Annotated in this window: 17 protein-coding genes and 1 tRNA gene; 13 read left to right on the plus strand and 5 right to left on the minus strand. The window is 62.4% G+C overall.

Going from position 1 to position 17,248, the window contains the following annotated elements:
• Positions 1-109: 109 nt before the first annotated feature.
• On the plus strand, positions 110-502 hold the full coding sequence (locus tag HCN50_RS22840; protein WP_171712102.1) for a RidA family protein: 393 nt from the start codon (positions 110-112) through the stop codon (positions 500-502).
• A 12-nt stretch (positions 503-514) separates the two neighbouring features.
• Here the strand turns inward: HCN50_RS22840 and HCN50_RS22845 are convergent, their stop codons facing one another.
• Together HCN50_RS22845 and HCN50_RS22850 are read right to left on the minus strand one after the other, a co-directional pair.
• A complete protein-coding gene (locus HCN50_RS22845) occupies positions 515-841 on the minus strand; it encodes an antibiotic biosynthesis monooxygenase family protein (RefSeq protein WP_171712103.1) in 327 nt (108 codons plus the stop codon).
• Between the two features lie 141 nt (positions 842-982).
• A complete protein-coding gene (locus HCN50_RS22850; protein WP_171712104.1) occupies positions 983-2,239 on the minus strand; it encodes a vanadium-dependent haloperoxidase in 1,257 nt (418 codons plus the stop codon).
• Positions 2,240-2,333: 94 nt separating this feature from the next.
• On the opposite strand from HCN50_RS22850, the gene HCN50_RS22855 reads away from it, so the two are divergent.
• Positions 2,334-3,965 carry a winged helix-turn-helix domain-containing tetratricopeptide repeat protein gene (locus tag HCN50_RS22855; RefSeq protein ID WP_171712106.1) on the plus strand — a complete coding sequence of 544 codons (1,632 nt, stop codon included), beginning with the start codon at positions 2,334-2,336 and terminating at the stop codon, positions 3,963-3,965.
• A gap of 699 nt (positions 3,966-4,664) precedes the next feature.
• Here the strand turns inward: HCN50_RS22855 and HCN50_RS22860 are convergent.
• Entirely contained in the window at positions 4,665-5,357 is a 693-nt protein-coding gene (locus tag HCN50_RS22860; RefSeq protein WP_171712108.1) for a TetR/AcrR family transcriptional regulator, read from the minus strand.
• A gap of 213 nt (positions 5,358-5,570) precedes the next feature.
• Here HCN50_RS22860 and HCN50_RS22865 point away from each other — a divergent pair, with 213 nt between their 5' ends.
• The 3 genes from HCN50_RS22865 (at position 5,571) to HCN50_RS22875 (ending at position 9,059) form a co-directional block, all read left to right on the plus strand.
• Complete coding sequence (locus tag HCN50_RS22865) at positions 5,571-6,806, plus strand: acyl-CoA dehydrogenase family protein (RefSeq protein ID WP_171712110.1); 1,236 nt, start codon at positions 5,571-5,573, stop codon at positions 6,804-6,806.
• Positions 6,807-6,948: 142 nt separating this feature from the next.
• A complete protein-coding gene (locus HCN50_RS22870; protein ID WP_171712112.1) occupies positions 6,949-8,007 on the plus strand; it encodes a phosphotransferase family protein in 1,059 nt (352 codons plus the stop codon).
• A 140-nt stretch (positions 8,008-8,147) separates the two neighbouring features.
• Complete coding sequence (locus HCN50_RS22875; protein WP_171712114.1) at positions 8,148-9,059, plus strand: DMT family transporter; 912 nt, start codon at positions 8,148-8,150, stop codon at positions 9,057-9,059.
• A gap of 17 nt (positions 9,060-9,076) precedes the next feature.
• Here the strand turns inward: HCN50_RS22875 and HCN50_RS22880 are convergent, their stop codons facing one another.
• A complete protein-coding gene (locus HCN50_RS22880; RefSeq protein WP_171712116.1) occupies positions 9,077-9,862 on the minus strand; it encodes an SDR family NAD(P)-dependent oxidoreductase in 786 nt (261 codons plus the stop codon).
• A gap of 139 nt (positions 9,863-10,001) precedes the next feature.
• On the opposite strand from HCN50_RS22880, the gene HCN50_RS22885 reads away from it, so the two are divergent.
• The gene (locus HCN50_RS22885; RefSeq protein WP_171712118.1) at positions 10,002-10,712 is read left to right on the plus strand and encodes a histidine phosphatase family protein; all 711 of its coding nucleotides are present in this window, start codon (positions 10,002-10,004) and stop codon (positions 10,710-10,712) included.
• 85 nt (positions 10,713-10,797) lie between these two features.
• A complete protein-coding gene (locus tag HCN50_RS22890; protein WP_171712120.1) occupies positions 10,798-11,565 on the plus strand; it encodes an SDR family NAD(P)-dependent oxidoreductase in 768 nt (255 codons plus the stop codon).
• Between the two features lie 163 nt (positions 11,566-11,728).
• Here the strand turns inward: HCN50_RS22890 and HCN50_RS22895 are convergent, their stop codons facing one another.
• Positions 11,729-12,955, minus strand: coding sequence for a serine hydrolase domain-containing protein (locus HCN50_RS22895; protein WP_171712122.1), 1,227 nt, complete (start codon positions 12,953-12,955; stop codon positions 11,729-11,731).
• A gap of 151 nt (positions 12,956-13,106) precedes the next feature.
• On the opposite strand from HCN50_RS22895, the gene HCN50_RS22900 reads away from it, so the two are divergent.
• The 6 genes from HCN50_RS22900 to HCN50_RS22925 all read left to right on the plus strand — a co-directional run bounded on the left by HCN50_RS22900 (position 13,107) and on the right by HCN50_RS22925 (position 17,204).
• Positions 13,107-13,182 (plus strand) — tRNA-Trp (locus HCN50_RS22900).
• Between the two features lie 362 nt (positions 13,183-13,544).
• A complete protein-coding gene (locus HCN50_RS22905) occupies positions 13,545-14,378 on the plus strand; it encodes a YihY/virulence factor BrkB family protein (RefSeq protein ID WP_171712586.1) in 834 nt (277 codons plus the stop codon).
• A gap of 65 nt (positions 14,379-14,443) precedes the next feature.
• Positions 14,444-15,460 (plus strand): DUF3618 domain-containing protein, encoded by a 1,017-nt coding sequence (locus HCN50_RS22910; RefSeq protein WP_171712124.1) that lies wholly within the window; start codon positions 14,444-14,446, stop codon positions 15,458-15,460.
• A gap of 12 nt (positions 15,461-15,472) precedes the next feature.
• Entirely contained in the window at positions 15,473-16,078 is a 606-nt protein-coding gene (locus HCN50_RS22915) for a hypothetical protein (protein WP_171712126.1), read from the plus strand.
• A complete protein-coding gene (locus HCN50_RS22920) occupies positions 16,075-16,470 on the plus strand; it encodes a phage holin family protein (RefSeq protein ID WP_171712127.1) in 396 nt (131 codons plus the stop codon). The genes HCN50_RS22915 and HCN50_RS22920 overlap by 4 nt, the downstream gene beginning before the upstream one ends.
• Positions 16,467-17,204: a hypothetical protein gene (locus HCN50_RS22925; RefSeq protein ID WP_171712128.1), complete on the plus strand. Its 738-nt coding sequence runs from the start codon at positions 16,467-16,469 to the stop codon at positions 17,202-17,204. The genes HCN50_RS22920 and HCN50_RS22925 overlap by 4 nt, the downstream gene beginning before the upstream one ends.
• Positions 17,205-17,248: the final 44 nt, after the last annotated feature.

A 17,248-nucleotide genomic window follows, 5' to 3' on the forward strand; every position in this document is an offset into this window, starting at 1 on the left:
AAGATGGCGATTAGATTTTGACACAGACGCTTCCATCGATATCGAAGCATGCCTGCCTCGGATTGAACTAGCATGCCACCGTCGATCAGTTTGTTCGGAGGGTGGAACGATGAAGCGGGAAGTCATTCACGTCGAACCGATCTCGTCCTGGCTTGCCAAGCGGGGCGCGCCGGTATCGCCGGTTACACGCGGTGGCGGCATGGTGTTCGTGTCAGGCCTACCGCCGTTCGATCCCAATACCGGCGAGCTCTTCACCGGCCCGATCGAGCGTCAGACCGAACTCGTTCTTACGCAATTGAAACTGTGCCTGGAAACTGCGGGCACGTCGCTGCAGAACGTGATGAAGTGCAACGTCTACTGCACTTCGGCCGCGCACTTCACCGCCGTCAACGCGATCTACGCGCGCTATTTCCCGAAAGATCCTCCGGCGCGCATCTTCGTTTGCGTGCCCGAATGGTTCGCGCCGTTCGATATCGAGATCGATTGCGTCGCGGTCGCGTAGGCGCCGCCCCATTCAGCGCAGGCCCTGACGGTCGACCAGAATTCGATGAATCTGGATGAACTCCGGCAGCTCGATCAAAAACTCCGGGTCGCGGGCGAGATGGTGAACCTTGGTCGGCTCGCCTTTGGTGAAGGCGGTCATCGACTCCAGATCGCTCCAGTAGGAGATCGTGGTAAACCAGCTCTCCTGTTCACGGTCTTCCCGGAATAGCTGCACGCCCAGCGCGGTTCTCTCCAGCGGCGGGATTCCTTCGGCTTTGATATAGGCCTCATAGCTATCCGCAATGTCGGGTCGCGTCCGGCCGCGCCAGATGCGGGCGATGGTCGGCTGGGTAGGCATGGGCTTCTCCGTCCTGAACTTGGCCTGAGCCACAACGACGATCTCGCCCAGCTCGTTCCCGATCGAAAAACTCTTGCACGTCATGGAGTACAAGAAGAGGCCGCCCGATCCGGCGGCCTCCTCGAAGCTCGTTCACCCAAATCACCGCTTCTGCTGTGCGTCGGCCACGGCGCCGCGCATCTGCGTCGCCGCCGTCAACTCGCCGATCTTCCTGCCCATCTCCTTGCCGGCTTCGGTGGAGAAGCGGTAGTGGAAGCCGGCATAGATGCGCGCGTTGGAGACCTCGTCGCTATAGTCCTGCAGCCGCGTCCAGTTGCGGGTGACGCCGGCCGCCATCGGGCTCGTCAGTGCGATCTCGCCGACCTCATCGCCCACCACATTCTGCAAGACGGTGGCAACGGCGCTGGAGACGATGCAATGCGCGCACGGATATTCCGGGTGCATTGGCGTCGTTCCCAGAGGCTGCCACGCTGCTTCGCGCGGCGTCGCCGGGTTGGAGGTGATGTCGGCATTGCGAATGGCCGTGATCGGGCGCCAGAGATTGTAGGCATATTTCGCATCGAACACCGCGATGAAGGCGTCGGCAGTGGCGATCGATGTCAACGCATAAAGGCGGGCGCAGTCGACGAGGTCCATCTTTCTGTTGGTAGCGATCTGGCGGACGATCGCGTTGTAGGTCCGGGGTCCCGTGAAGAACCAGAAGCGGGCAATCGTCGTCTGCTCGGCCGAGCGCTTGGTGCTGACACTCCTGCCGATCTCGCGGATTTCGTTTAGATCCCGCGTCCAGGTTTCCGACGTCAGCGCGGGAGGCGGCGGGGCGCGAAATTGCGACGCGCTAACCAGCGCGAAAGGCCTGACCTTTGCGCTCGTGGACTCGATCGGGATAGTGGTCGGAACGTAGACGCCAGCCGTGGTGGCGGGACGGTAGTCTTCCGGTGTATTGCTACCGTCATTCTCGCGCATGGCGAGCACCCCGGCGGCGGCCTGCTTGCCGATTTCGATGCCTTTAGCCTTCGCCTGATTCTCGGCGATCCCCCCGAGCGAGGCTGCAAGCGCCGTATCGAGGTCGGCCTTCTTGTCGGGATGGAGCGCCAGCAGCACGTCATAGGCCGCAGCGGCAGCCGCCGCTTCCCGTGAGGCGTCCTTATCAGTGGTGAGGTTGAGCTTGTAAGGCGCATAGCGCCGGTCGATGGCGTTGACCGCTTCGAACATCGCGATGTGCAGCATCGCCTGCCCGCGGGTATTCGGCGCGTTCAGAAGCTGCTTTTCGATACCGATCGCGTCAGCCTTGGCGTTCCAGTCCATGATGACGTCGCCGCGGGCGGCGGTGGCAAACAGCGTGGCCGCAAGCACGCTGCCGATCCGAATGGCCTGTGAAAATCCTGATGCTGGCTTCATGGGAACTTCTCCTGCCTGTCGCCCGCGCAAGTGGGCTTCCTCGAAAGTCCCACATTCGCAGGCGCGGCAGTCGTGAAGATCGGGTGAAATTGTGATGAAATGGCTCAAGACTGCCCGTGAACCCCGACGCGAACAGCGCATCGCAGACATGGCCGATATCAAGAGCTATCGTTTTGGTCCGTTCCTGGTCGATCGCCGATCGGCCTGTTTGCGCCGCGAGGGCGTCGCGGTTCCGCTGCGGCCAAAATCCTTCGACGTGCTGGTCTATCTCGCGCAGCATCCCGGCCGGCTGGTTGCAAAAGCGGAGTTGATCGACAAGGTCTGGCAAAACGTCAACGTCACATCGAACTCGGTGGTTCAGTGTATTAAGGAGGTCCGGCAGGCGCTGCAGGACGACAGCCAGACGATTATCGAAACCGTCTCCAAGCGCGGCTATCTGTTTGCGCCATCGGTTGTCGCCATCGACAGCGACGGCGAATATCCGTCGGGCGCAGACCCCATGGCAATGGAGGCGGATGCAAACCGCGCGCTGCCGTTGCCCGATCGTCCGTCAATTGCGGTGCTGCCGTTCGACAATATGAGCGGCGACCCAGACCAGCAACATTTCGCCGACGGCATCTCCGAAGACCTGATCACCGGCCTGTCGCGCGTCCGCTGGCTGTTCGTCATCGCCCGCAACTCCACCTTTGTCTACAAGGGCCGCGCCGTCGATGTCAGGCAAGTCGCTGACAAGCTCGGTGTCCGCTATGTGCTCGAAGGCAGCGTGCGCCGGGCCGGCCAGCGGCTGCGCGTCAGCGCGCAGCTGATCGATGCGATAACCGGCGGCCATCATTGGGCCGAGCAATACGACCGCGAGCTCGGCGACATCTTTGCAATCCAGGACGAGATCACCAGCAGCGTTATAGCCTCGATCCAGCCGCGCTTGCTCGCAGCCGAGGGTGTTCGCGCGTTGTCGCGCTCGCCAGGCGATCTTGGCGCATGGGAGCTCGTGGCGCGGGCGCAAACACATGTCTGGCGGCTGAACCGGTCGGACAATGAAGCGGCGATCAAGGCGCTCAATCGCGCCGTCGAGGCGTATCCGGATTACGCGCCGGCCCGGAGCCTGCTCGGCTTCTGCCTGGTGTTCTCGGTGCATAATGGCTGGCGCGATCGCGAGCAGGGCCTGCAGGCCGCCCGTTCGCATATCATTCGGGCCATCGCGCTCGACGATTGCGATCCATGGGCGCAGATCGCCCTCGGCTACTGGTCAATGATGGAGTGGCGTACCGAGGAATCGATCGCCGCGTTTCGGCGCGCCGTCAGCCTCAATCCAAGCTCGGCTACCGCGCATTGCTACCTCAGCCACGGGCTCGCTTTCTCGGGACAGTGTTGTGAAGCGATCGCGCACGGCAAGGAAGCCATCCGGCTGAGCCCGTTGGACCCGGATACAGCCATGTTTCTCGGCGGCATCACCGTGGCGAACTATCTCGCCGGCCGGTATGCGGAGGCCTTCGAGACGTCGGAGCAATTATTGCGGCTGCGGCCGGGCTTTCACGGCGCCCAGCGGCTTCGCTGTGCGAGCCTGGCTCAGATGGGAAGAGTGGAGGAGGCCAGACAATCTCTTGCTGTCGTGCGCCTCGAGCAGCCCCAGCTCTCGATCGATTGGATCAAATCAAGCGTGCCTTATCAGACGCCGGAACTGATGGAGCGGTTCCTGACCGGAATGCGCAAGGCCGGGCTAACCTGAGAAGGGAGTGGCAAATCACTTCTGATTTTCAGAAATCGTGTCAAGCCCGTGAATTAAAAAGAATCTGCTTTCGTTCTCACCCAAATCAGTCGCATAACTCCGCCCGTCTCACGGCAGATGAGGGGCGTTGGCCACGTCACGAACGCGCGGTGAGATGCGATGGACACAAGAACCATGACCGACGTGCGTGGCGATTGTGTACGGTGAAGTCGTGTGGTTCGGGCGCCGCGGTGCTGGCGTTAAGTTGGCGGGAAGTAATCCGCCGACGACGGAGGCAAAAGAGCCGTTCTCCGGGAAGAGCACGAAGTAAGCCGTAAAGCCATTGCGCAGGGAAGGCCGGAGTGTTTGGAGCTGTACCTGTATGCTCGTGTGCGTTTTTTTATGCGCAAGCAGCACACGAGACCGCGGGTGCAGCCAGCACCCGGTCTTCCCTGCGCCCTCTGAATGAGAGGGCGGGAAGTTGAGAGCAAACCTCGGACAGTTCATGTCGCGAGATCGCGACGTCATATTCGGTCGTCATCGTCCGCCTTGTGCGCAATTGCGCACTGGGGCGGACGATCCAGTATTCCAGAGACGTCAATGATTGAGCCGACAAGCCGCGGCGTACTGGATCCCCGCTTTCGCGGGGATGACAGTCGAGGGTTGCGTAGCTATGACCACGTTATTTGCGAGTGCAAGCGATATCCTGACCAGTGCCGCTCACAAATCCTGCCGCGTCAGCCGCCCTTGCGGCATCGCCGATCGAGCGGGGGCCTTCTTCGCAGGCGTCTCGCCAGCCGTCAGCGCCATCACCGAAACCGCCACCACACGGTCGACGATTGCGTCCACATCGTTGAGGTCGCATTGGCCTTCCGACAGTTTCGTCAGCCGCTCCCGTTCCCGGATGGTGTGATGCGCCATCGCAAGCGCAAAATGCAGGCCCCAGTACAGATCGGCATCATCGCGGCCGGGCATCGCGCGGCGCATCGCGGCGATGAATTTGCGCAAATGATCGACCTCGCGGTTCTTGATGCGGCGGATCGGCGGCACCGATTCAATGGACGCGCGGATCATGAAGCGTGCCGCCGTCGAGCCCTCGCGGTCGGGACCGAGGCAACCGCGCAAAGTGGGGCCCACCAGCGCATGCAAGATTGCGTCGATCGGGGCGCGACCGCCGCCTTTTTCTTCCGCCGCCTTCAACTCGTTGAGCCGTTCGCGGTTGGTGGCAAGACTGCGGGTGACGAACAGTTCCGCGATCAGTTCGTCCTTGGAGCCGAAATGATAATTCACCGCGGCGAGATTGACGTTCGCCTCGGCGACGATGTCGCGCAGCGTGACGTCGCCGAAGCCGCGATCGGCATAAAGCTTTTCCGCGGCGGCAAGGATGGCAGACCGGGTCCGATCGCTGGACATACCTGGCTCCCCTTCGGGGGCTTGCAATTCAAACAGTCGTATGAAACTATCGTTTGAAGGGCCGGAATGTCAATTCCATTTTGCGAACGGATTGCATCTCCGTCCGGTTCCGGACTGTCAGGCCAGCGAACCGCAAAATGCTTGCGGGCCGTCGGCGGTGAGCGGACAGTGCGGTCCAATGATCTGAAGAAGCCCAGAGCCGAGGAGCGTCCCATGAATTTCGACATGTCAGAGAAGCAGAAGGATTGGCTGAACCGTGTCCGCGCGTTCATGAACACGCACGTCCGTCCCGCGGTGCCGATCTACAAGCAGCAGGACGCGCAGGGTGAGCGCTGGAAGGTGATCCCGATCCTGGAAGACCTGAAGAAGAAAGCGCGGGCCGAAGGCCTCTGGAACATGTTCATGCCGCCGAGTTCGCACGAGGACGACGAATTCCGCGGCGCGGGATTGACCAATCTGGAATACGCGCCGCTCTCAGAGGAGATGGGCCGCATCAGTTGGGCGTCCGAAGTGTTCAACTGCTCCGCGCCCGACACTGGCAACATGGAAGTATTCATGCGCTATGGCACCAAGGAGCAGAAGCGCCAATGGCTGCGTCCCTTGATGGACGGTGAAATCCGCTCGGCCTTCCTGATGACCGAGCCCGCCGTAGCATCCTCCGATGCCACCAACATCGAAACGCGCATCGAGAGCGACGGCGATCACTATGTCATCAACGGCCGCAAATGGTGGTCGTCCGGCGTCGGCGATCCCCGCTGCAAGGTCGCGATCCTGATGGGCAAGACCGATCCGAACGCCGCGCGTCACCAGCAGCAGTCGCAGATCATCGTTCCGCTCGACACCCCCGGCATCAAGGTGGAAAAAATGCTGCCGGTGTTCGGCTTCGATGATGCGCCGCATGGCCACGCCCAGGTGTTGCTGGAGAACGTCCGCGTCCCCAAGGCCAACATCCTGCTCGGCGAAGGCCGCGGCTTCGAAATCGCGCAGGGCCGTCTCGGTCCGGGCCGCATCCATCACTGCATGCGCACCATCGGCAAGGCCGAGGAGGCGCTGGAAAAGATGGTGCGCCGGCTGTCGTCGCGCACCGCGTTCGGCAAGAAGATCATCGAACATTCGGTCTGGGAGCAGCGCATCGCTGAAGCCCGCATCGATATCGAGATGAACCGCCTGCTGTGCCTCAAGGCGGCCGACATGATGGACAAGGTCGGCAACAAGACCGCGCAGCTCGAAATCGCCATGATCAAGGTGGCGGCGCCGAACATGGCGCTGAAGATCATCGACAACGCGATTCAGGCGTTCGGCGGCGGGGGTGTCTCCGATGACGCTGGCCTTGCGGTGGAATACGCGCATGTGCGCACGCTGCGGCTGGCTGACGGTCCGGACGAGGTGCATAATCGCGCCATTGCCAGACTTGAACTTCGGAAGTATGCAAATTCTCCCACGCATTAAAAATGGGGGAGAGTGCGCGTGGCGCTCTCCACACCGTCATTCCGGGATGGTCCGAAGGACCAGACCCGGAATCTCGAGATTCCGGGTTCGATGCTTCGCATCGCCCCGGAATGACGGACAATAAAGTTGAGGGAGCGTCATCGTGGCGGACGGCGTCAGGAAAGACGAAGAGTTCTCAGGGACAAAGGAAGTCGAGGAGCGCCATCGCATCAACGAGGCGAGCCTCGATGCCTGGATGCGCGAGCATGTCGAGGGCTACCAGGGGCCACTAAAGGTCCTGCAGTTCAAGGGCGGCCAGTCCAATCCGACCTACAAGCTCGAGACACCGGCCTGCTCCTACGTGATGCGCCGCAAGCCGTTCGGCAAATTGCTGCCGTCGGCGCATGCGGTCGACCGCGAGTTCCGCGTCATTGCAGCGCTCGGCAAGCAGGGTTTTCCGGTCGCAAAGGCTTACGCACTGTGCACCGACGACGCCGTGATCGGCGCGGCCTTCTACATCATGTCGATGGAAGAGGGGCGGGTGTTCTGGGATCCGACGCTGCCGAGCCAGACGCCGGATAACAGGCGAAAAATCTTCACCAGCAAGATCGAGACGCTGGCGAAACTCCACATCTTCAATCCGGAAGCGATCGGGCTCGGCGATTTCGGCAAGCCCGGCAATTATTTCGCGCGCCAAATCGATCGCTGGACCAAGCAGTACCGCGCCTCCGAGACGCAGCACATTCCGGAATTCGAGAAAGTGGCCGAATGGCTGCCGCGCACGGTGCCGGAGCAGAAGCGCGTCTCGATCGTGCACGGCGACTACCGCCTCGACAACATGATTTTCCATGCGACGGAACCGCGGGTGCAGGCAGTGCTGGATTGGGAGCTGTCGACGCTCGGCGATCCCATGGCCGACTTCACCTATCTGTTGATGCAGTGGACCATGCCGGGGCTGGAAAAGGCCGATCTCAAGGCGCTGAACATTCCGAGCCTGGAGGAGGCGGCGCAGATCTATTGCGACGTGACCGGCATGGAAGTGCCCGATCTCAACTGGTACTTCGCCTACAACATGTTCCGTCTCGCCGGCATCACGCAGGGTATTGCGGGACGGATCCGCGACGGCACCGCCGCGAATGCCAAGGCGCTGGAATCGGCGGCGCGCACGGTGCCGCTGTCGAAGTCTTCCTGGGAATATGCCCAGAAGGCCGGCGCGACCTAATCCTACTGCGTCATAGCTGCTCAAAAAACCCTCATCCTGAGGAGCCCGCGAGAAGCGGGCGTCTCGAAGGATGTAGGCCACAGATGGGGCCTCATGGTTCGAGACGCGCGTTCCGCGCTCCTCACCATGAGGGAATCCAGTTGGCACTTTCCCCGAATATTCGCGGCAGCCTGCTCATGGCGGTGTCGATGGCAGCGTTCACCATGAACGACTCCATCACCAAGGCGGTGTCGTCCGAGATGAACTTCGGCCAGGTGATCCTGGTGCGCGGGCTGTTCGCGATCGTGCTGGTCGCCGCGTTCGCGTGGCATCAGGGCGCGCTGCGACCGCTGCAGACGCTGATGGTCAGGCCGGTGGCGCTGCGCGTGGTCGGCGAGATCGGCGGCACGATCTCGTTCATGGCGGCGCTGGTGCATCTGCCGCTCGCCAATACCTCGGCGATCTTCCAGGCCTTGCCGCTCGCAATCACGCTCGGCGCCGCCGTGATATTTCGCGAGCCGGTCGGCTGGCGGCGCTGGTCGGCGATCGTGGCCGGCTTCATCGGCGTGCTCATCATCGTCCGGCCAGGGCTGGCGGGCTTCAGCGAGTACTCGCTGTTCGCGCTGCTGTCGGTCGCGTTCTGCGCGCTGCGCGATCTCGCGACCCGGAAGATCCCGGCGAAGATTCCGTCGCTGTTCATCACCCTGCTGACTACGGTAACAGTGACGGGCGCCGGCGGCGCCATCCTCGTTCCGCTCGGCGGCTGGACGCCGCCTTCCGCCAGCGCACTTGGCCTGCAGGCGCTCGCGGCGGTGCTGCTGCTGATCGGCTATCAATGCATCATCTCGGCGCTGCGCTCGGGCGACATCTCGGCGGTGGCGCCGTTCCGCTACTCCGCGCTGCTCTGGGCGATGCTGCTCGGCTATCTCGTGTTCGGCGATGTACCCGACGCGATGATGGTGCTGGGCGCTTCGATCATCGTGCTGTCAGGCCTCTATGCCTTCTATCGCGAGCGCGTCCGCCACCGCGCGCTGGCGGCGGAGTCATCCGGCCTGCCGCCGGACGGGCTGTAGTCATGATGCAGCGAGCATCAAATCGGCTTGCCGGTATACGGCATCGACGCGGTGAGGCCGCCATCGACCGGAATCGCCTGGCCGTTGACGTAGGAAGCCTCGTCGCTGGCGAGGAACAGGCCCATCGCGGCGAGCTCGTGCGGCTGGCCGGCGCGCTTCAGCGGATTGAGCTGGCCGATCTTTTCTTGGGTGCCGCGTTCCTTGGCGCGGTCGAACACCGGCTTGGTCATGCCGGTCTCGATCAGGCCCGGGCAGATCGCATTGATGCGCACGCCGGTGCCGGACAGCGAGTAGGCGGTGGTCTGCACCAGGCTGATGACGCCGGCCTTGCTGGCGCCGTAAGGGTGTCCGCTGGCGCCGGCCTTCAAGCCTGCAACGGAGGCGGTGCAGACGATCGAGCCGGACTGCTGCTTGATCATGTGCGGCATCGAATGCTTGATCGCCAGAAACGGCCCGATCAGATTGACGCGCAGCACCTCCTGCCAGTGCTCGACGGTCTGCTCGGCCAGCGGCACCAGCCCGCCGCTGACGCCGGCATTGGCCCAGATCGCATCGAGCCTGCCATATTTCGCGACCGCCTTGTCGATGAACGCTTTAACGTCCGCTTCCAAACCGGCATCGGCCATCACAGGCTCGATGGTGCCGCCGGCCTCGCTGACGAGCTTGGCGGTCTCCTTCACACCGTCGGTCTTGTCGACGATGATGAGCTTCGCGCCCTCCTTCGAGAACAGCACCGATGCTGCGCGTCCGATACCGCTTCCGGCACCTGTGATGACGACGGATTTGCCTTCGAGGCGGCCCATGAGTCTCTCCCTGATACGATTGCCGCACCGGCGTCTGCCGCCTCGCGGAATTCAAACAAGATTTCAAACGCTGGAGTCACTTGAGACGATGCGTGCTCTGACGTACAGCGACAACGAACAGTATTGAAGGGCTTTGGCGATGTCCAATGCAAGCAAGCCGCAGATGATTACGACGCGATGGTGGTGGATTCGCCACGCGCCGGTACGCGAAGATAATGGCTGCATTTACGGGCAGAAGGATCTCGGCTGCGACTGCAGCGATCGCGTCGTGTTCGAGGCGGTCGGAAAAATCCTGCCGCGCAACGCAGTCTGGTATGCAAGCAATCTAAAGCGTACGCATCAGACCGCGGATGCGATCTGGGCCGCCGGCTTTCCGAAGCCCGCGGAGATGCCGCATGTGAATGCGTTTGCCGAGCAGCATCTCGGTGAATGGCAGGGGCTCAATCGCGCGGTGTTCCTCGCCAGCCGTCCGCTCGGCAGTCACTGGTTTGCGGAAATCGACGAGGTGCCGCCCGGCGGCGAGAGCTTCATGGACCTCTACAATCGCGTCAGTGGTGCGATCGAACGCATCAATGCCGAACAGGCGGGCAGGGACGTGATCGTCGTCGCCCATGGCGGCACGATCAGGGCCGCCATCGGTCATGCACTCGGCGGTCATCCCGATAAGGGGATGGCCTTCGATATCGACAATTGTTCGGTGACGCGGCTCGATCACCTCTCCAGCGCCAGTCACAGTCGCTGGCGGCTGCCGATGGTCAACCAGCAGCCATGGATCGCCGATGCCTCGCACAACGCGATGCATCAGCCGGCCGGGCCCGAGGTGGAGCCGCCGTCGACGAAACTCGGCTGAGGATGAAGTTGTCGAAGATCGCAAAGGCTGCTTAGTTCCAATTCAAGAACCGGCATCGCGCTGGATCAAGATCGGGGAGAGAGACATGAGCTTGTTCGATATGATCGGGAAAGTCGCCGTCGTCACCGGTTCCACGCGCGGCATCGGCCGGGCCATTGCCGAGCGCATGGCCGAGCACGGCGCCAAGGTGGTGATCTCCTCGCGCAAGCAGGATGTCTGCGACCAGGTTACCAAGGAAATCAACGACAAGTTCGGCAAGGGTACGGCAGTCGCGATCGCCGCCAACATTTCGAGCAAGGAGAACCTGCAGAACCTCGTCGACGAGTCCAACCGCGCCTTCGGCAAGATCGACGTGCTGGTCTGCAACGCCGCATCCAATCCCTATTACGGTTCGCTCGCCGGCATCTCCGATGAGCAATTCCGCAAGATCCTCGACAACAACATCATCGCCAATAACTGGCTGATCAACATGGTGGTGCCGCAGATGATCGAGCGCAAGGACGGCTCGATCATCATCGTCTCCTCGATCGGCGGCCTGAAGGGTTCGACCGTGCTCGGCGCCTACGCGATCTCAAAGGCGGCCGACATGCAGCTCGCGCGCAATCTCGCCTGCGAATATGGCAAGTACAATATCCGCGTGAACTGCATTGCGCCCGGACTGATCAAGACCGATTTTGCGAAAGCGCTATGGGACAATCCGGAGACGCTGAAGGCATCCACCGCGCGTTCGCCGCTGCTCCGCATCGGCGTGCCCGACGAGATCGCGGGCGCAGCCGTGCTGATGGGATCGAAGGCTGGCGACTTCATGACCGGGCAGACCATCGTGATCGACGGCGGCGCGACGATTAGTTGATCTCAGATGAGGGCAGGACGTCGAACCACCAATGGTCGTCATCGTCCGCCTTGTGCGCAATGCGCACTGGGGCGGACGATCCAGTAAACGCAGCCGTCTCGATCCCAACAAGCGTCACGGCTTCGCGGGGCATGACAGCGGAGGGGAAGCGGCGGCGTAGGCCTTACTCTACCGCCGCGTACACCAGATTCCGCAGCAGGTTGCGGATGTATTCGCGCTGGCCGGGGCCCTGCATCATGAACACGATGAAGAGTTCCTCCGCCGGATCGATGAAGAAGAACGTGCCGGCCATGCCGCTCCAGAAGAATTGGCCAAGCGAGCCCGGGAACGGCGCGATGCCGCGCTGGTTGCGGACGGCGAAGCCGAGGCCAAAGCCGTGGCCAGGCGGCATCAGCGGCGAAGAGACCTTGACGTGAGGTGCGAGATGATCCGACGCCATCAGCTCTAGCGTCTTGCGGCCAATAATCCTGTTGCCGTCAAGCGTGCCGCCATTGAGCAGCATCTGGCAGAAGCGCGCATAATCCATTGATGTCGAGACCAGCCCGCCGCCGCCGGATTCCATCGCGGGCTTCTCCAGCATGTTGAAGAGCTGCACCTTGTCGCCGTTCCACGGATCGTGCGCGAACGGTTCGGCGAGGCGGCCGGCATTGGCTTCGCTGGTGTGGAACGCGGTTTCGGCCATCTGCAGCGGCGCCAGGATGCGTTCGGTCAGGAACGCGCCGAGCGACTTGCCGGAGACCACTTCGATGATGCGGCCGAGCACGTCGGTCGAGCGGCTGTAGTTCCACTCTGCGCCGGGCTGGCAGATCAGCGGCATGCCGGCGATCATGGTGGCGTGTTCGGCATTGGTGATCTTGCGGCTGCGCAGCCGTGATTGCTGGTAGAGCTGCTGGACGAGGCCGTTGCCGGTGTGGTCGTAGGTCAGGCCGGAGGTGTGCCGGAGCAGGTCCTGAACGGTCACCAGCCGCATCACCGGCACGAGGTCGAGCTTGCCGTTGTTCTCGATGCCGACCTTCTGATCGGCAAATTCCGGAATGAACTTGGCAACGGGATCGCCCAGGATGAAGTGGCCGTCCTCGACCAGCATCATGATGCCGACGGAAACGATCGGCTTGGTCATCGAGAAGATGCGGAAGATGCTGTCATGCGCCATCGGCGCGCTGGTCGCCGGATTCTGGCGGCCGATCGCATCGAACCAGCCGATCTGACCGCGCCGCGCTACCATGACGGTGGCGCCTGGCAAGGTTCCCCTGTCGACCTCGCGCTTGAATGCGTCCGACATCCGCTGCAGGCGGACGGTCGAGAGCCCGATCGTTTCGGGCTTGGCATCGGGGAGAGCAGGGGTCCGTGGGGCGGATGTCTGCCGGGCGGCGGCGGTCTGCGCGTTCATGGTCTCTCCCGTTGCGCTTGTTGTTGTAAGGAGGACAAAGTCTGGCTCAGAAGCCGTGCTTTGGATAGGGAGCCAGCCGCTTCGCCCTTGCAATCGGGGTGTGCCCTATGCTTGAAACGGCGCGAACCGGTGCACGCCGCCGGTTCCCTGCAGGAGTGTAGCTCAATTGGTAGAGCACCGGTCTCCAAAACCGGGGGTCGCAGGTTCGAGCCCTGCCACTCCTGCCAGCAAAATCAAATACTTAAGATAGATTCGATCATTCCGGCAGTCGCTCCGCGCACTATCGGTCGATCCGGCTCGTCATATGCCGTGCCGGGGTCGTTTGAATCATGCCACGCCGACAACTGCTTTCTCGCCCCGCAGAGGCAGCCCGCCGAACTTCGTCAGGACGAAATACCCGATGAATGAAAGGTAGATGCCGACGGTAAACACCTCGAGGACTGCTGATGAGGAAGCGATAGAGCCAGATTGGTTGAGATGTCCGGCGGATGGTTCGATCGGCTCCCCTAACGCGCCTGACCGCGATGAAACTTCCACAAACGTCCGCTGTTACAGCCTTGCACTGCGGGCGAGGAGGCCAGGAAGACCAATGGGACTCTTGTGGCGGGTCCTGAAGGCGGCGGTATCCGGGTTCGTTGCGAACGATGCCTTGAGCCGTGGTGCTTCCATCGCCTTCTACGCCGCCACATCCCTGGCCCCCGTGCTCCTTATCGTTGTTGCGATTGCCGGCCTGGCGTTCGGACAGGACGCCGCTCGTGCCGCTATCAGTGAGGAACTCGGCCGGTTGCTGGGCCCTTCCGGTGGCGACTTCATCAAATCCATCCTGGCCCGATCCAGCGATCCGACGTCCGGCGCGACCGCGACCCTCGTCGGCGTGGTCACCGTGGTGATAACGGCGTCCGGCGTGTTCGGCGAGATGCGCTCGGCACTGAACGCAACGTTCAAGGCCAAGCCGACGGACGAGCCGATCTCTGCGTTGATCCGAAGCCGGGCCGCCAGTCTCGGCCTCGTCGGTGCATTGGGCTTCATGTTGATCGTTTCGTTGGCTGCGAGCGCCGGATTGTCGGCATTGGAACAGTGGTCTGCCGGCAAGGTCGTGCTCAGTGCCCTCAACACGGTGGTGTCGCTGGCTATATTCACGGTGTTGTTCGCAGCGATCTACAGGGTGCTGCCGGATGCGACGCTCTACTGGCGTCATCTTCTGCTGGGCGCTTTTGTCACAGCCCTGCTGTTCACCGTGGGGAAGTCGCTGATCGGATGGTACCTCGGTCAGGCGGCCCCGAATTCGGCCTACGGCGCCGCCGGTGCGCTGATCGTCCTGATGTTTTGGGTCTACTACTCCGCACAGATCTTTCTGTTCGGCGCCGAGCTGACGAAGGCGATCGATGACGCGCGCAATCCCGCGGCGCGCAGCGAGGGCTAGGAACAATTCAATATCGCCTGAGTTCGTTTTCAAAACAACGCGAACTAACAAAGGGCGGTGACGACATGGCACGATCCGTTGAGGAGCTTCGACGGGACTCCGAGCAAAGCCGCGCGCAGTTTGCGGCAACCGTCGACCTGTTGAGGGAGCAGATCGCCGACACAGCAGAAGACATCCGCTACAAGGTCTCGCCGGAAAACATCAAGGCTGAGGTGAGCGGGTTCATCAGCCACAAGACCCACGGCTGGTTCGATGCGCTGAAACAGCAAGCCATGGACAATCCGATGCAGGCCATCGCGGCCGGTACTGCGATTGCCGTGCCCGCGCTGCGTCTGGCCCGCGGCTTTCCGCTGCCGCTGCTGATGATCGGCGCCGGCCTTGCCCTGAGCTCGAAGACGGTCCGCGATCGCGCTGCGGAAGCGGCGGCGCCGGCATTGGAGAAGGTGAGGGATGCCATCGACGAGACGGCAGAACGCGCGCAATCGCTCAGCGAGGGCATGAAGAAAGCGATGTCACATGCTGAGGGCCAGGCCACCGGCATGGCTGATGAAGCCCGGGAAACCGCCGGCGGCGTGGCAGATACGGCGAGCGGAATAGCCGGTGACCTGAAGGACCGTGCGACGCAGGCGGCCGATGCCGTCGCTAACAAGGTCAGGTCCGGCATGGATGCTGCTACCGGGATGGCAAAGGAGAAGATGGAGCGCGTTCGATCCACGGCGACGAGTGCGCCGGCGACTGCAAGCAACGCGATCCGGGATAACGCCGCATTGATCGGTGGCCTCGGCGTTGCAATCGGCGCGATCATCGCCGCCTCCCTTCCCAGTACAAAGGTGGAGGCAGGCGTCGTGGGCAAGGCGAGCGATCGTGTGCGGCGCGCGGCCGGCTCTGCGGCGCAATCCGGATTCGAGGCGGGCAAGGACGCGGTGTTCTCGGCTGCCGAAGCTGCAGCAACAACCATATCCGAGGCCGATCTCGGCGGACACGCCGGCCGTATCGCCGAGGGCGTGACCGACAGGCTCAAAGAGGTCACTGAGGACGTCGTGACGACGGCCTTCGATCCTTCCCGAAACCCAAATAGTTAGAATGAGGCGGCCATGAGCGATTTGGACCTTAACACCCGTAATGAGAATATTACCCAGAACCAGACCGGCACCTCCCAGAACCTGAAGGACCAGGCGGCGGATGCGGGCGCCGAGATCAAACAGCGCGGCGGCGATGCGCTCAAGGCATCGACGGAGGCGGCGCGCGACAACCTCAAGGAAGCGGCTGATGCCGCCAAGGAAGCCGTCGCTGGAGCTGCGGATCGCTTCCAGGATCAGGCGCGCGAACAACAGGGCACAGGCGCCGACTTTGTCGGGAAACTCGCCGGCGATATCAGGCAGGCGGCACGGGCATTTGAAAACGACATGCCTTTTGCAGCCCGCGGCATCAATTCGGCGGCCGAATATGTCGACGAGGCGGCCGAGAGGATCCGCAACGGAAGCTTCCGTGATCTCGTCGATGGCGCGACGGATTTCGCCAAGCGGCAGCCTGCGGCGTTTCTGGGTCTGTCGGTGCTAGCCGGCTTTGCGGCTGTCCGGTTCCTGAAGGCATCGGGAAGCGCGAGCCCGCCAAGCGAGGGCTCTTCCTCCTCACCGTACACGTCATCAACCTACAATCCGTCTCAATCCTCGGGATCATACAAGAGTGAGGCGTCATGAACACGAAAACCGATCTTCGGGCGATCTCGCATCTCCTCGGTGATGCGCTTTCGCAATTCGCAAAACTTTTCCAGAGCGAGGTCGATCTCGCCAAGGCCGAACTCGGCGAGAAAGTTCAGCAGATCGGCACCGCTATCGGCCTCATTGCAGCGGGTGCAGTCCTGGTTATTCCTGCAATAGTCATGGCGCTGTTTGCGCTGTCCGCGGCTTTGATTGCAGGCGGATGGTCGCAGCCGGTGTCTTATCTCATCTCGGCGATTATTGCCGCGGTCGTCGCGGCCATCCTGTTCGCGGTGGGCATGAACCGGCTCGATGCACGCCATCTGACACCGCGTGAAACGTTGCGCCAGCTCGAAAAGGACAAGGATACAGTGAAGGGAATGGTGCGATGAGTGGCTCACAGGGAAATTTCATCGATGGTTTGACGGCGGCTGCACGGGAGAACCCGCTTGCCGCGGCTTTGATCGGTGGCGGCGCGCTGTGGCTGCTGATCGGCAGCGACAAGCTGAAGAACGCCGCCGGTTCGGTCTCGGCTGCAGCCGCGCCGCTCGCCGATCTCGGCGCACGTGCACAAAGGTCGGCCGCCTCCGCCTGGGAAGGTACTTACGGTTCCGTACGGGATCGTACCTCCCGGATGCAGGACGACGCCTCGCGCGGCCTCAATGAGACGGTCCGCAGCGCCAGGACGACCGCTTCGGATGCGATGTCGGGCGCGGCGGAAACGATGAGCGAGCGGCTCGATGATGGCATGGCCGGCGCGCGGGAAATGTTCGACCGGCTCGGCCGGGCATTGCCGCGGAAGGAGACCTTTGCGAAGGCGCAATCCTCCCTTACCGACCTCCTGGAAAGGCAACCGCTGGTGCTCGGCGCCGTAGGTCTTGCGATCGGGGCCACCGTGGCAGGCGCTCTGGCGAGGTCCAATGTCGAGAACGAGTGGGTCGGGAGCCTGAGTGACGATTTGAAGGAAGACCTGAAAAAACGTGCCGGGGCTGTCTCGCAAAGTGTCCGGGAGGGGGCCGATACGCTCAAGGCCGAGCTGTCGGACGCCGGCGCCGAATATGCGGATCGGATTCAACAGGCTGGTTTGGATGCGCTGGACGCAAGCCGGGAGAAGCTAAGAGAATAGCTTATCCGTTCGAAAAATCCGTTGGTTGATCAGGGGTTTGGCTG

It is taken from the genome of Bradyrhizobium archetypum (assembly GCF_013114835.1).
Classification (GTDB): domain Bacteria; phylum Pseudomonadota; class Alphaproteobacteria; order Rhizobiales; family Xanthobacteraceae; genus Bradyrhizobium; species Bradyrhizobium archetypum.

Coding starts and splice junctions, on each gene's coding strand:
- HCN50_RS22920 (WP_171712127.1), top strand. CDS start 16,075: ATGAACACGAAAACCGATCTTCGGGCGATCTCGCATCTCCTCGGTGAT.
- HCN50_RS22840 (WP_171712102.1), top strand. CDS start 110: ATGAAGCGGGAAGTCATTCACGTCGAACCGATCTCGTCCTGGCTTGCC.
- HCN50_RS22880 (WP_171712116.1), bottom strand. CDS start 9,862: ATGGGCCGCCTCGAAGGCAAATCCGTCGTCATCACAGGTGCCGGAAGC.
- HCN50_RS22855 (WP_171712106.1), top strand. CDS start 2,334: ATGAAATGGCTCAAGACTGCCCGTGAACCCCGACGCGAACAGCGCATC.
- HCN50_RS22850 (WP_171712104.1), bottom strand. CDS start 2,239: ATGAAGCCAGCATCAGGATTTTCACAGGCCATTCGGATCGGCAGCGTG.
- HCN50_RS22885 (WP_171712118.1), top strand. CDS start 10,002: ATGTCCAATGCAAGCAAGCCGCAGATGATTACGACGCGATGGTGGTGG.
- HCN50_RS22895 (WP_171712122.1), bottom strand. CDS start 12,955: ATGAACGCGCAGACCGCCGCCGCCCGGCAGACATCCGCCCCACGGACC.
- HCN50_RS22845 (WP_171712103.1), bottom strand. CDS start 841: ATGCCTACCCAGCCGACCATCGCCCGCATCTGGCGCGGCCGGACGCGA.
- HCN50_RS22890 (WP_171712120.1), top strand. CDS start 10,798: ATGAGCTTGTTCGATATGATCGGGAAAGTCGCCGTCGTCACCGGTTCC.
- HCN50_RS22915 (WP_171712126.1), top strand. CDS start 15,473: ATGAGCGATTTGGACCTTAACACCCGTAATGAGAATATTACCCAGAAC.
- HCN50_RS22910 (WP_171712124.1), top strand. CDS start 14,444: ATGGCACGATCCGTTGAGGAGCTTCGACGGGACTCCGAGCAAAGCCGC.
- HCN50_RS22865 (WP_171712110.1), top strand. CDS start 5,571: ATGAATTTCGACATGTCAGAGAAGCAGAAGGATTGGCTGAACCGTGTC.
- HCN50_RS22905 (WP_171712586.1), top strand. CDS start 13,545: ATGGGACTCTTGTGGCGGGTCCTGAAGGCGGCGGTATCCGGGTTCGTT.
- HCN50_RS22860 (WP_171712108.1), bottom strand. CDS start 5,357: ATGTCCAGCGATCGGACCCGGTCTGCCATCCTTGCCGCCGCGGAAAAG.
- HCN50_RS22925 (WP_171712128.1), top strand. CDS start 16,467: ATGAGTGGCTCACAGGGAAATTTCATCGATGGTTTGACGGCGGCTGCA.